This is a genomic window from Paenibacillus sp. E222, from assembly GCF_013401555.1.
In the GTDB taxonomy this organism is placed as follows: Bacteria; Bacillota; Bacilli; order Paenibacillales; family Paenibacillaceae; genus Paenibacillus.
Window position 1 is genome coordinate 6,040,752 of sequence record NZ_CP058552.1, and the last position, 14,206, is coordinate 6,054,957.

Consider the following 14,206-nt stretch of genomic DNA (forward strand, 5'->3'; position numbering starts at 1 on the left):
TTGCCGTTATCGTGAGATGTGTCTTTTTTCATTAATAAGTGAACAAGGCACTTAAAACAGAATGGCCAGGCGCGCACTCGCAACCTTGTCATAAAGAATGGCATGCTGTTTCTTGCCTGCTTCGATCACAAGTTCCCCGTTATCAAAGGAAAGCAGCTTGCCTTCAAATTCCTTTATACCATTTACCGGCTCGTAGGTTGTAACAAATACATTTTTGCCTACGGATTTGGCAACGTCCTCCGGTTTCTTCAGTGGACGCTCCGCACCGGGAGAAGACACTTCAAGGAAATAGATGGTTGGAATCGGATCGTTCTCATCCAGCTTGGCGCTTAGCTTTTCGCTGATCAAGACACAATCGTCGATGTCGATGCCACCCTCTTTGTCGACATACACCCGTAAAAACCAGTTGCTGCCTTCTTTGACGTATTCGATGTCAACCAGCTCGAAGCCTTGTTCGTTCAAGTAGGGTTGGATCATTTCTTCCACGGTAGATTTAATGTTCGTTGTGCTCAAAACCGATAACCTCCAACTTAGGTTACACCAGCAAATATGGACTGGCAATTTCTTCATTACCCAAGATTCTTGTATACCAAAGACTAAAGAGTGGGTTTCCCCACTCTTTAGAAATTCGTACTATCTCGTTCACTTCAAAAATTATAACATAGTCTGGTAATAGTGACAAGTAAGCGATCACTCTGTCATTTTAACCACTAATGAAGAAAAATTTACGTAATCACATCACAGACCATAATTAGATACGCAAAATGCCATTTTAGAACAAGGATAATTGATTGCTTTCCGGCAAACCACGGAAGCATCCCATACCCGTTAGCAGCTCAACAATTGTTTTACTTGCTTTGGACTTCTGCTGGAAATCTTCAATCGACAGAAACTCTCCATGCTCTCTTGCCGCAGCGATATTGCGTGCAGCATTATCCCCGATTCCGCCCAATGCCGAGAACGGAGGAATAAGTGAATTTCCGTCAACGATAAACTTCGTCGCTTCCGAACGATACAGATCAATCGGTTTGAGCGAGAATCCGCGAGCTGCCATTTCCAATGCCATCTCAAGGACAGGCAGCATGTTCTTCTCTTTTGGCGGTGCCTGGAAACCTAATTGTTCAATCTCTACAATCTTCCGATAGATGGGCTCATAGCCCTGACATACCAGTTCAATGTCAAACTCATCCGCACGAACTGTGAAGTATGTCGCATAGTATTCAATGGGGTGATACAGCTTAAAGAAAGCTGTACGCACTGCCGAGATAACGTAAGCGGCCGCGTGGGCCTTCGGAAACATGTACTGGATTTTAAGACAGGAATCAATGTACCATTGCGGCACCTTGCAATTTTTCATCTCATCAATCCATTCTTGCGGCAAACCACGTCCCTTACGCACACTCTCCGTAATTTTAAAGGCAAGACTCGCGTCCATGCCCGCCTTATAGATCAGGAACAACATGATATCATCCCGGCAACCAATCACCGTTTTGATGTTACATGTTCCATTTTTGATTAGATCTTGTGCGTTACCAAGCCATACCCCCGTACCATGAGACAATCCGGAGATCTGGAGTAGATCGGCAAAAGAGGAAGGCTGGGATTCGACAAGCATCTGACGTACAAACTTCGTCCCCATCTCCGGTACACCAAAAGTGGCAACTGGTGAACGAATCTGCTCTGGTGTAACACCCAGTGCCTCCGTCGAGTTGAACATGCTCATGACCTTAGGATCATTCATCGGAATAGTTGTAGGATCGACACCCGTCAAATCCTGCAGCATCCGCATCATGGTTGGATCATCGTGCCCCAGAATATCAAGTTTTAGCAAGTTCTCTTCGAAGGCGTGGTAGTCAAAGTGTGTGGTTTTCCACTCCGCATTAACATCATCCGCCGGGAATTGAACAGGCGTTACATCTTCCACTTCAATGTAATCCGGTACAACGACAATACCACCGGGATGCTGTCCTGTGCTACGTTTTACCCCGGTACAACCGGAAGCCAAACGGTTCAGCTCAGCGCCGCGCCATTTCTTATGATGTTCTTCCTCGTATTTCTTGGCAAAACCAAACGCCGTTTTCTCAGCGACTGTACCAATTGTGCCCGCACGGAACACACTCTTTTCGCTGAAAAGCACCTTGGTATAGTTATGGGCATGCGGTTGATAATCACCTGAGAAGTTCAAGTCAATATCGGGAACCTTGTCCCCTTTAAAACCAAGGAAAGTCTCAAACGGAATATCCTGTCCTTCGCCTTTTAATCGGCCTCCACAATTAGGGCATTCTTTCTCAGGAAGGTCAAATCCACTTGGCACACTGCCGTCGAGGAACCACTCACTGTGTTTACACTCCGGATTCACACAAATATAGTGTGCTGGCAATGGATTAACCTCGGAAATCCCCAGGAAAGTAGCAACTACAGACGAACCAACCGATCCCCGGGAGCCGACAAGGTAGCCGTCTTGATTCGATTTTTTAACCAAACGTTCCGAGATCAGATAGTTGGCAGAGAAACCGTATTTGATGATTGGATTCAATTCTTTCTCCAGTCGTGCCACAATGACTTCCGGTAGTTCCTCACCATAAATTGATTTGGCGGTATTATAGCAGGTATTACGAATTTCATCGTCTGCACCTTCCAGAATCGGAGTAAACAGCTTGTCCGGGAACAGCTTGATTTCCTCGAATCGATCCGCCAATTCAACCGTATTCGTAACGACGACTTCGTAGGCTTTATCTTGGCCCAGGTACTGGAACTCTTCCAGCATTTCATCCGTCGTTCTTAGGTGAGCATCCGGTTTACGTTGATCCTTGAGCGGGCTGAAGCCTGTAATTCCGTGAATGGTGATATCCCGATATAGCTTGTCGCGCGGCTCCAGATAATGCACGTTACCTGTGGCTATGACTGGTTTCCCCAATTTTTGACCAATATCGACTACTTTACGAACCGCGAGCTTCAATTCCTCTGGTGTAGCCACCAGCCCTTTGTCCACCAAATGCATGTACATGGTGAGAGGCTGGATTTCCAAAATGTCATAGAAATGCGCGATCTCTTCCGCCTCTTCAAGTGATTTGTTCAGCACTGCCTCGAAAAACTCACCTTTTTCACAACCGGATAAAATAATGAGACCTTCACGCAAATTGATCAGCTTCGATTTTGGAATACATGGAACCCGCTTGAAATGCTCCGTATGAGAAAGAGATACCAGTTTATAAAGGTTCTTTTTGCCGACATCATTCAAAGCATAGATTCCACAATGGAATGGACGCGTATTCGAGAGATCAACTCCGACATAATCGTTAAGCCGATCAAGCATGGTCAAGCCTTTCATCTGGGCAGCATCATTAACCAATCCATTCAGTATTCCTGCGAGCGCAATCGTATCATCAATCGCCCGGTGATGACTTTCCAGTGCTACTTTATATTTATCTGCCAGCGTATTCAGACGGTGATTCTTCATTTTTGGATATAGGAGTCGTGCAAGTTCCAACGTATCCAGAACGGGATTCGGAAGCTCAGGCATGCCAAGCTTTTTCAATGAAGCCTGAATAAAGCCCATATCGAATCTTGCATTATGCGCAACCAATACGCCATCTCCGGCAAACTCTACAAAATCACGAATAACCGGTTCTAGCTCAGGTGCATCCTTCACCATTTCATCGTTAATGTTAGTCAGCTGCTGAATGTTGTATGGGATGCGCTCATGTGGATTTACAAACGTAGCAAAGCGGTCAATTTCTTTACCGTCCACTACCTTCACTGCCGCAATCTCGATGATTTTGTTCTGGGTTACAGACAAACCTGTGGTCTCAATATCAAACACGATATAGGTCGCTGATTTGAGTTCCAACGGCTGTGGTGCCATAACTACAGCAACCGAATCGTTTACCACATTGGCCTCAAGGCCGTAGATCATTTTAATTCCGTTTTTCTTGGCCGCTTTGGACGCCTCCGGATACACCTGCACACCGCCATGATCACTTACGGCGATTGCCTTGTGTCCCCATTCCGCTGCAGTTTTCACGTATTTGTCGATTGAAGTTACGGCATCCATTGTACTCATGGTAGAGTGCAGATGGAACTCAACCCGTTTCTCAGCTGCATTATCCTTACGGGATGGCGGTGCCTTTACTTCCATCAAATCTGAAGGAATCATGGCCAGTTCTGGAATTTGCATAAACCGGTCGTATTCTACACGGCCACGGACTTTTACCCATTTTCCATTAGCCAGCAAGCTGAGGATTTTGACATCCTCTTTTGTTTTGGCAAACATCTTCATTTGCATGGAATCTGTGAAATCCGTCAGATAAAAAGTAAACAAGGTATTTCCGTTCCGCAATTCCTTGCGATCCAGACCGAAGATTGTTCCCTGCAACGTAACCTTTTTCTCTTCATCTTGAATTTCCTGCATAGGTACAGCCGGTTCCTTGATCTCATATCCCATTTGTAAGCGAACATCGCCTTGTTCTTCCTCTTCAGGCATTTCCGAGTCGACTTCACTCATCATCTGCTCAATAACTTGAAGCTCCTCTTCCCGCTTCTTGAGCTGAAATTGTTCCATCGCCTCTTTATTGCTTTCAACCTCACCAACCAACAATTTGACCCGTATAGGCAGTTGAAAATATTTATCATAAAAAGTAGTTATAGCCTGGTCAATCTGCTTCTTCTTCGCAAGCTCCATCGACATGGCATCACTCATGGTCAATTGCAGCAGATCTGCTTCACATTCAAACTTGGTACGATTCATCCAACCATTAACAGATGGGATCTCTCGTGTAACCCATTCAAGGAACAGGTTCCAATATTCACTGACAATATCACCAATCGCGACCTGCTCACTATATTTGAATCCAAACGTAATCTTGGAAATATGATTCATTTTCTCCTGGATATGCAAGCAAAAAGTACGATAGATTGGAGCAGGTACCAAGGTATCCTTCGCAATCACAATCGTCCAGTCGCGGTTGCTACGGCTTGTCTCCACCCGTTCAATCCATCCATCCAAAAAGTAGGGCTCCATCAGGCCAGCCGGAAGCTCCGTCTGTTTCATCAACAACTCAAACCGTTTTCTCTTCTCCTCGAATCCACTCATCGTGTTCCTCCTTGTACCCCCTTAAAACAGGAAAAGCCTCTGCATTCAAAAATGTCCCCGATCCGAACCCGCACCGACTCATTTTATCCGACAGAAGCTCTCCATTCCTTACCCTTACGGTGAATAAGTGCTGTTAGTCAATTCTTCCTGACTTAGTACGCTCTTGCAAACACTACCGTGTGTTTCGCTTGTTCACCACAAGCCAGGCACGTATGCTTTTCTTCCGCAGGCTGGAACGGGATGTTCCGGCTTGTTGCACCTGTTACTTCTCTTACTTTATCTTCGCAAGCTTCAGAACCACACCATCCAGCCAGTGTGAACCCGCGTTTGTTCTCCATTAGTTCTTTCATCTCATCAAGCGTATCTACAGAGTAGAAGTTGTCCGACATAAACGTGCGAGCACGTTGCAGCATATCGGCTTGCACTTGAGTCAGCATCGTCTGGATTTCTTCCACCAGATTTGCTTGTTCAACAACTTTCTTCTCTCCAGTAATCCGGGAAACGAGAACACACACACCGTTCTCCATATCACGCGGACCAATTTCGAGACGAATTGGAACACCACGCATCTCGTATTCATTGAATTTCCAGCCTGGACGAACATCACTGCGATCATCCATTTTCACACGAATTCCCGCTTGTTTCAGTTCAGCGAACAACTCGTCCGCACGGCCTACAACGGCATCACGTGTTTTTGGCGGTCCAATTGGAATCATAACCACTTGTGTTGGTGCAACTTTAGGAGGAAGAACCAGACCACGGTCATCCCCGTGAACCATGATTAACGCACCGATTAGACGTGTGCTTACCCCCCATGAAGTGGTGTAAGCCAGCTCCAGCACATTATTCCGGCTAAGATACTGAATTTCAAATGCTTTTGCAAAGTTCGTTCCCATGTAGTGTGATGTACCTGCTTGTACAGCACGTCCATCCTTCATCATGGCTTCGATCGAGTACGTATCCACCGCACCCGCAAACTTCTCGGATTTGGTTTTCTGACCCACAATTACCGGAATAGCCAAATACTCTTCAACCACTTCACGATAAATCTGAAGCATTTTCATCGTTTCTTCACGTGCTTCTTCTTCGGTCTCATGCGCAGTGTGACCTTCCTGCCACAGGAACTCACTTGTGCGAAGGAAAGGCAACGTTCTTTTTTCCCAACGGACTACGTTAGCCCACTGGTTGATCAATACCGGAAGATCCCGATAAGACTGAATCCACTTGGAATACATGTGACCAATAATCGTTTCGGATGTAGGACGGATTGCCAGACGTTCTTCCAGCTTCTCTCCCCCAGCTTCCGTAACCCAAGGCAATTCGGGATTGAAGCCTTCAACATGTTCTTTTTCTTTTTGGAAAAAGCTCTCAGGAATGAACATCGGGAAGTAAGCATTGCGATGGCCCGTTTCACGGAAACGACGATCCAACTCATCCTTAATATGTTCCCAGATCTCAAATCCGTCTGGTTTGAAAACAATACAACCGCGTACGGGTGCATAGTCCATGAGATCAGCTTTTTTAATAACATCAATGTACCAGCGTGAGAAATCCTCGCCCTGAGGTGTAATTTCAGTCACGAACTGTTTATCATTTTCCTTTGACATAAGACTCCAGCGTCCTCCCATTACGACTATCTCTGAATAAACAGAGCGTAGTCAAACCATAATTATCCGTTAATTAATCGTAATATATCATTATATGTTACTGCCAGCATCAGTACAAACAACATGGCGAAGCCGACAAAATGAACCATACCTTCCCGGTTCGGGTCAACAGGTCTGCCACGAAGCGCCTCAATCCCCAGGAAAACCAAACGGCTACCGTCAAGCGCAGGGATAGGCAACAGGTTGAAGATACCGAGATAAAGGCTCAAAATGGCAGCCCATCTGGTTAATTGCTCAATCCCCTGTTTTGCAATCTGGCCCGTAACCTCAAACGTACGCACCGGACCACCGATATCGTCCATGTTAAATTGATTAATGAGATGTCTGAATCCTTCAAAAATCACTCTGGTCGTATCCACCATGGCTACTCCGGACACTTTAAATGTTTCCACGAATCCAACAGAACGAGTTGGCAGGGTAGGTACAATACCCACTTTGCCGCCTTCCTGGCCTTCTACCGCGCGAGGTGTGATCGTAATATTAAACGTTTCATTCCCCCGGCGCAGTGTCCATTCCATTGGTTTGTCTTTGGAATCGGCAATCATGCTCACCATTTTTTGCGAATCCGTACCAATAGCAGTACCATTGATCGTCTCAATGATATCTCCCTTTTGCAAATTTGCCTGGTAGGCAGCTCCACCTTCAAGCACTTCACCAATCTCCAGATTTTTCGGATTCTCAACTGGAACCCCAGCCATCTGTGCATAGACTGCAAATAAAACAAAGGCCAGGATGAAATTCATGAGTGGACCGGCAAAAATCGCCATTGCCCGCTGACCTACCGTTTTACTGCCAAATTGGCGATCTTTCGGTGCAATCTGCGTTTGTTTTCCACGGCTCACGAGCATCGCTTGCGGATGTATCCGGTACTGCTGAATTTCGCCATCCACATCAAGTTGCAATTTCAATGCATTCTCCATATCAATGGAGATGACTTCACCACGAATGACATTTTTTCGATTATCCAATTGATCGAGGTAGATCATTTTGACTTGGTCATCCGCTGATCTTACTGCAATGGTCTGACCTTCTTGAATCTCTACTAGTTCCGGGTCTTCCCCTGCCATACGTGCATATCCGCCAAAAGGCAGCAAACGCAGTGTGAACTGGGTCTCGTTTCTTTTATATGAGAACAATTTGGGACCAAAACCGATCGCAAATTCCCGTACAAGAATACCGGCGCGTTTGGCAAAATAATAATGTCCCCATTCATGAACCGTCACGATGACAAAGAACATGAGCACCGTTAGAAATACCACTTGTATGGTTTCCAATCCCTATCCATCCTCCTTCACGGCACGAACCGCAGTCTGTCCCTTTAGATTATCATTATTCTCTGATGCCGCACAAGAGAATCACTTCTTCCATTTTATCTTGAAAAAAGAGATTACAGACTGAACGCAAGTTGACGGATTTCCTGATCACATCTTGCGATTTCCTCCAGATCAGGCTCGTCCACATTGCGGTGCGCATCCAGCACAGAAGCAATAATATCCTCTATTTTAAGGAACGAAATCTCTTTACGCAAGAAACGTGCTACGGCAACCTCATTGGCTGCATTAAACGCCGTTGTTGCGGTTCCCCCCATTTTACCACACTCGTATGCCATTCTTAAACAAGGGAACCGTTCCAAATCCATCTCACGGAAATGCAGCTTGCCCGCTTGTGCTAGGGATAGACGTTGTGCAGGTGATGGCAAGCGGTCTGGATAGGTCAATGCGTACTGAATCGGAACGCGCATGTCCGGATTGCCAAGCTGTGCAATAATGCTCGTATCATTGAACTCCACGTAGGAATGAATGATGCTCTCCGGGTGAAGCAGCACTTCAATCTGATCATAACTTAAACCAAAAAGCCAATGCGCTTCAATAACTTCTAGACCTTTATTCACCATCGTCGCCGAGTCTATCGTGATCTTCGAGCCCATCGACCAGTTGGGATGTTTGAGTGCATCTTCTACGGTAACTTCCTTCAGCTGTTCACGAGTCAAATCACGGAATGATCCTCCAGAGGCAGTTAGCGTAATTCCCATCACACGTTCACGGGGTTCTCCATTCAAGCATTGGAAGATAGCTGAGTGCTCACTATCCACAGGCAGAATCGGTACCCCTTTCGCAACTGCTCTGGCAGTAACAATGTGTCCCGCTGTAATTAGCGTCTCCTTGTTAGCCAGCCCGATCTGTTTGCCTGCATCAATAGCAGCCAGGGTCGACTCAAGCCCAACACTTCCCATTACGGCAGTAACAACCGTATCTGCATCCGTGCCGGCAGCGACTTCCACCAGTCCTTCTTTGCCATAAAAAAGCTGCGTTTCGGCAGGCAAGTGCGGAGCTACGGTCTCTGCTAACTTTTTTGAGCCAACCGATACCTTTTTGGGCCGATAACGCTTCGCTTGCTCAATCAGCAATTCTATATTGCCCCCAGCAGCAAGTCCTTCTACTTGAAAGCGTTCGGGATGCATATCGACTACATCCAGTGTCTGGGTTCCAATGGAACCGGTTGACCCGAGAATCGCAATTTTTTTCATGCTGCACCTCATCTTTATTTATCCAATGCCTATGACAAATCGTTCGTCATGTGGCTTGTGCTCATTTTTAATAGGGCAGAAGCATTAGTATATGTACGAATGGAAAAACGACAATCCAGCTGTCGCACCGATCCAGAATACCACCATGCCCCGGGAGCAAATTACCGGAATCTTTGATGTTATACACACGTTTGTAAGCAGATTGAATCAAATCTCCCATCTGTCCTACAACCGCACATGCAACCCCAATCCAGATCGCTCTTTGCCAAGACAACAAGCCGTCTGACACCCATGCAAAAACAACAGAAGTGACTACTGCGATTATAATACCACCCAGCGCACCCTCCACCGTTTTGTTAGGACTGATCGAAGGCCAAAGTTTGTTCTTCCCGATAAGTTTCCCTACAAAATAGGCACCTGCATCACTTGCCCATATGGAGCCCAGAAGCAGGAACGTCCAGAACAGCCCATGATGCAAGTGTCTGGATTCCGCGATGTAATAAAAACCGATTCCAATATACATTACTCCCAGAAAGAGCATGGCGACTGTATTCACAGGAATCTTGTTTTTAGTTACAACAGACGCCGTCATTAATACAAGCATCACAAGCCAGCCAATCTGGAATAACGTTAGCGGCCTGGCTTCCCATACCATTTCCCAAGGAAACACAATTGCAAAGATACCTGCATAACCGATTAGGGCTACACCTGAAAAAGGCTGTACCCCGGTCATTTTCACAAATTCATAATAACCGATGAGAGCCATAAGCAATACCAAACCATGGTACCAGGGTCCGCCCAGCATGCAAAAACCCAAAAACAACACACCTGCTATGATTCCTGTCGTTAATCGCTGTTTCAACGGCTTCATCCTCCATCTATTTCAAACCGCCGTAACGCCTTGTTCTGCGCTGATATTCGGCTACTGCTTCAAGCAAATGCTTTTTGCCAAATTCGGGCCAGTATATATCCGTAAACCATAATTCGCTATATGCAAGCTGCCAAAGCATGAAATTGCTTAATCTCAACTCTCCGCTCGTCCGGATCAGCAAATCCGGATCAGGCATATCTCCAGTGAGCATATGTCTGTCAATGAGTTCAGGCGTAATGTCGTCTGCCGATAATTCCCCCGACTTTACCTGCAGAGCGATCTGTTTGACACAGTCTGTCATTTCGCGACGACTTCCGTAGTTCATTGCAAAATTCAAAACAAGTCCTGTGTTATGTTCCGTAAGACGAATAGCTTCACGCAAAGCATTAATGGTATGGGAAGGCAAGTGCTCCTCCTGGCCCATCATACGGATGCGTACATTTTTTTCTATAAGCTCATCCAGCTCTATCGCCAAAAATTCTTGCGGAAGCCGCATCAGAAAATCCACTTCTTCTTTTGGACGCGTCCAGTTTTCTGTCGAAAAAGCGTACATCGTCAGATATTTGATGCCCAGTTCATCCGCCGCGATGGTCGCACGTTTGACCGCCTTCATCCCATTCTGGTGGCCAGCTATTCGTGGGAGACCCAAACGTTTCGCCCATCGTCCATTGCCGTCCATAATGATGGCGACGTGCTGCGGGATATTATCCTCGGATATAGTCAGCGTTTCCTGCTTGTCAGCCCCATTCCACCACGACCGAACCCGTTTGATCATTCCTGTTCCTCCAAAATCCCTGAAGTTTCTTCACCTGAAGCTTGGAAAAAGAGACAAAACCCCACCGTATTGGAGGGGCTGCGCTTGTCTTACACTTCCATGATTTCTTTTTCTTTGGCAGCGAGTACCTTATCGACTTCAGCAATAAACTTGTCGGTCGATTTTTGGATGTCGTCTTGATGTCTCCGGGACTCGTCCTCGGAAATGTCTGACTTCTCCATTTTTTTAATATCATCATTCGCATCACGGCGAATATTACGAATGGCTACTTTGCCTTCTTCACCAAACTTTTTCGTCAACTTCACAAGTTCTTGTCTGCGTTCTTCCGTAAGTGCTGGAATGGACAGACGAATCATAGTTCCGTCGTTCGCTGGCGTAAGACCAAGATCGGATTTCATAATTGCACGCTCAATGTCCCCCATGGAGGATTTATCCCACGGCTGGATCAGCAGTGTCCGGGAATCCGGTGTACTGATATTAGCCAATTGGTTGAGCGGAGTCATTGCACCGTAATACTCCACTTGAATCCGGTCGAGAAGAGCCGGAGTTGCACGACCTGCACGCAAAGTGGCAAGATCACGTCGTAACGCTTGAATCGCTTTATCCATACGTTCTTCGGCATGTTTTTTAACCGCTTGTGGCATTAATCTACACTCCCTTTAACGATTGTCCCGATGCGTTCACCAAGAACAACACGTTTGATGTTACCTTGTTCCGTAATGGCAAATACGATCAACGGAATGTTGTTGTCCTTACACAGCGAGGACGCCGTTGAGTCCATTACACCAAGATCTTTGTTAAGTATATCCATGTAAGTCAACTGATCAAACTTGACAGCGGTGCTGTCTTTAAACGGATCTGCTGAGTATACACCATCCACTTTATTTTTGGCCATCAAGATGACTTCTGCTTCGATCTCTGCTGCGCGCAGTGCTGCTGTTGTATCGGTGGAGAAGAACGGGTTACCTGTACCTGCTGCAAAAATAACGACCCGGCCTTTCTCCAGATGACGAATAGCTCTACGACGAATATAAGGCTCTGCAATTTGCTGCATAGCAATCGATGTCTGTACGCGAGTAGGTACTTCAATCTGTTCCAATGCATCTTGCAGTGCGAGCGAGTTCATAACCGTCGCCAGCATCCCCATATAATCCGCAGTCGCTCTGTCGATGCCGTTCTCGCTACCGGCAATTCCACGCCAGATGTTTCCGCCGCCGCATACGATGGCAACCTGTACACCTAGTTCAACTACTTCTTTTACTTGCTGGGCAATCGACGAGATCGTCTCTGCATCAATACCGTAGCCATTTTGACCGGAAAGAGACTCTCCGCTGACCTTTAAGACAACACGTTTAAATACTGGCTGTTCCAATTATTCACCCTCCACTTTGAATTGAACACTTTCGGCGTTCAATCAACAAAACTTCTCGCGCATGGCCTCCTGCTTAAAAAGAAAGGAACACAGTTGTGTTCCGCTCTTTTAGGAAAAACGTTCAACCGGTAAGGCATTGTTTTCCTGGGATATAAGGGAGTAGCGCTTCGAAGTTTCATCATTCTTATATCTTCGAAAATCATTTCTGCTTGCCGATTTGAAAACCGTCTTATTTGTTTACTTGGGACATAACTTCTTCTACGAAGTTGTCTACTTTTTTCTCAAGACCTTCACCCAGTTCGTAACGAACGAAACGACGGATGGAGATGTTTTCACCGATTTGGCTAATTTTTTCGTTCAACAGTTGGGAGATCGTTTTGTCTGGATCTTTAACAAAGGTTTGCTCCAACAGGCAGAATTCTTCGTAATATTTACCGATACGGCCTTCAACCATTTTCTCAACGATTTTTTCTGGTTTGCCTTCGTTCAGAGCTTGAGCTTTCAGGATTTCTTTCTCTTTTTCCAGCTCTTCTGTAGGAACTTCTTCACGAGTTACAAATTTCGGGCTCGCTGCTGCGATTTGCATAGCGATGTCCTTAACGAAATCTTTGAATTGATCTGTTTTACCAACAAAGTCAGTTTCACAGTTAACTTCTACCAGCACACCAATACGGCCACCAGCGTGAATATAAGATTCTACAACACCTTCAGTTGCTGCACGGCCAGCTTTGCTTGCTGCTGCTGACAGACCTTTTTCACGAAGCAATTCAGCTGCTTTCGTGATGTCACCGTTTGCTTCTTCCAGTGCTTTTTTACAATCGAGCATACCTGCGCCCGTTTTTTCACGGAGTTCTTTTACTGCACTCGCATTAACTGCCATTATTAATTCCCTCCAAAAATAAGTAATTGTACGTACACTCTAAAAAAAGGGCAGTGAGAGGTTATCCACCTACCAACCACCCTTTTCATTTAATTCATTAGATATGTTCGAATCTATTAAGCGGAAGTTTCTTCGCCTTGGTTAGCTTCGATAACGGCATCAGCCATTTTACCTGTCAACAGCTTAACGGCGCGAATTGCGTCGTCGTTACCCGGAATTACATAATCGATCTCATCCGGATCGCAGTTTGTATCAACGATACCTACAATTGGGATACCCAATTTGCGAGCTTCCGCAACAGCGATACGCTCTTTGCGCGGATCGATGATGAACAGGGCGCTTGGCAGGCCTTTCATATTTTTAATACCGCCGAGGAATTTCTCCAGACGATCTTTCTCTTTGCGAAGCAAGATTACTTCTTTTTTAGGCAATACAGCGAAAGTACCGTCTTCTTCCCAAGCTTCCAACTGTTTCAAACGATCAATACGTTTTTGAATAGTTGAGAAGTTAGTCAGGGTACCGCCGAGCCAACGTTGGTTAATGTAGAATTGACCAGCGCGTTCAGCTTCTTCTTTAACGGAATCTTGAGCTTGTTTCTTAGTACCCACGAAAAGAATTGTACCATTCTCTCCTGCGATTCCTTTAACGAAGTTGTAAGCCTCTTCGACTTTTTTCACTGTCTTTTGCAAGTCAATGATATAAATTCCGTTTCTTTCAGTGAAGATATAACGATCCATTTTTGGGTTCCAACGACGAGTTTGGTGACCGAAGTGTACCCCAGCTTCGAGAAGCTGCTTCATGGAGATTACTGCCATCTTCACACACCTCCTAATATGGTTTTATTGTGTCCTCCGCCGGCATCATTTTTCGCCAAGACTCTCCATCAGGAAAGCACCCTCAACAAAATTAGCACATGCGTGTGTTTTAACACCGTTATCTAATATAGCATAACTGATTGCCTGATGCAACAGTCTTTCAAAGCAATTTATTGATCCATCATAGCGAGACAAAACTTGTCATTA

At 45.7% G+C, this 14,206-nt stretch carries 11 protein-coding genes; all 11 read right to left on the reverse strand.

Features of this window, described 5'->3' with window-relative positions; genetic code table 11:
• Positions 1-51: 51 nt before the first annotated feature.
• Positions 52-513, reverse strand: a complete 462-nt coding sequence (rimP, locus tag HW560_RS26760; RefSeq protein WP_024630253.1) for a ribosome maturation factor RimP — start codon at positions 511-513, stop codon at positions 52-54.
• Positions 514-772: 259 nt separating this feature from the next.
• Entirely contained in the window at positions 773-5,092 is a 4,320-nt protein-coding gene (locus HW560_RS26765) for a PolC-type DNA polymerase III (protein WP_179265156.1), read from the reverse strand.
• A 152-nt stretch (positions 5,093-5,244) separates the two neighbouring features.
• Positions 5,245-6,699 carry a proline--tRNA ligase gene (gene proS, locus HW560_RS26770; RefSeq protein WP_090896017.1) on the reverse strand — a complete coding sequence of 485 codons (1,455 nt, stop codon included), beginning with the start codon at positions 6,697-6,699 and terminating at the stop codon, positions 5,245-5,247.
• Between the two features lie 62 nt (positions 6,700-6,761).
• Positions 6,762-8,033: an RIP metalloprotease RseP gene (gene rseP, locus HW560_RS26775; protein ID WP_076289526.1), complete on the reverse strand. Its 1,272-nt coding sequence runs from the start codon at positions 8,031-8,033 to the stop codon at positions 6,762-6,764.
• 113 nt (positions 8,034-8,146) lie between these two features.
• Complete coding sequence (locus tag HW560_RS26780; protein WP_179265157.1) at positions 8,147-9,286, reverse strand: 1-deoxy-D-xylulose-5-phosphate reductoisomerase; 1,140 nt, start codon at positions 9,284-9,286, stop codon at positions 8,147-8,149.
• A gap of 67 nt (positions 9,287-9,353) precedes the next feature.
• Positions 9,354-10,148 carry a phosphatidate cytidylyltransferase gene (locus HW560_RS26785; RefSeq protein WP_090896013.1) on the reverse strand — a complete coding sequence of 265 codons (795 nt, stop codon included), beginning with the start codon at positions 10,146-10,148 and terminating at the stop codon, positions 9,354-9,356.
• Between the two features lie 16 nt (positions 10,149-10,164).
• Entirely contained in the window at positions 10,165-10,932 is a 768-nt protein-coding gene (locus HW560_RS26790; RefSeq protein ID WP_063566384.1) for an undecaprenyl pyrophosphate synthase, read from the reverse strand.
• An 89-nt stretch (positions 10,933-11,021) separates the two neighbouring features.
• Positions 11,022-11,576: a ribosome recycling factor gene (gene frr, locus HW560_RS26795; protein WP_090896011.1), complete on the reverse strand. Its 555-nt coding sequence runs from the start codon at positions 11,574-11,576 to the stop codon at positions 11,022-11,024.
• Positions 11,576-12,304, reverse strand: coding sequence for a UMP kinase (gene pyrH / locus HW560_RS26800; protein WP_024630245.1), 729 nt, complete (start codon positions 12,302-12,304; stop codon positions 11,576-11,578). Before pyrH ends, frr begins: the two co-directional genes overlap by 1 nt.
• A gap of 229 nt (positions 12,305-12,533) precedes the next feature.
• Positions 12,534-13,184, reverse strand: a complete 651-nt coding sequence (tsf, locus tag HW560_RS26805; RefSeq protein ID WP_062326078.1) for a translation elongation factor Ts — start codon at positions 13,182-13,184, stop codon at positions 12,534-12,536.
• Between the two features lie 116 nt (positions 13,185-13,300).
• Entirely contained in the window at positions 13,301-13,999 is a 699-nt protein-coding gene (rpsB, locus tag HW560_RS26810; protein WP_024630243.1) for a 30S ribosomal protein S2, read from the reverse strand.
• Positions 14,000-14,206 lie beyond the last annotated feature (207 nt).

Coding starts and splice junctions, on each gene's coding strand:
- HW560_RS26790 (WP_063566384.1), bottom strand. CDS start 10,932: ATGATCAAACGGGTTCGGTCGTGGTGGAATGGGGCTGACAAGCAGGAA.
- tsf (WP_062326078.1), bottom strand. CDS start 13,184: ATGGCAGTTAATGCGAGTGCAGTAAAAGAACTCCGTGAAAAAACGGGC.
- rpsB (WP_024630243.1), bottom strand. CDS start 13,999: ATGGCAGTAATCTCCATGAAGCAGCTTCTCGAAGCTGGGGTACACTTC.
- frr (WP_090896011.1), bottom strand. CDS start 11,576: ATGCCACAAGCGGTTAAAAAACATGCCGAAGAACGTATGGATAAAGCG.
- HW560_RS26780 (WP_179265157.1), bottom strand. CDS start 9,286: ATGAAAAAAATTGCGATTCTCGGGTCAACCGGTTCCATTGGAACCCAG.
- HW560_RS26765 (WP_179265156.1), bottom strand. CDS start 5,092: ATGAGTGGATTCGAGGAGAAGAGAAAACGGTTTGAGTTGTTGATGAAA.
- proS (WP_090896017.1), bottom strand. CDS start 6,699: ATGTCAAAGGAAAATGATAAACAGTTCGTGACTGAAATTACACCTCAG.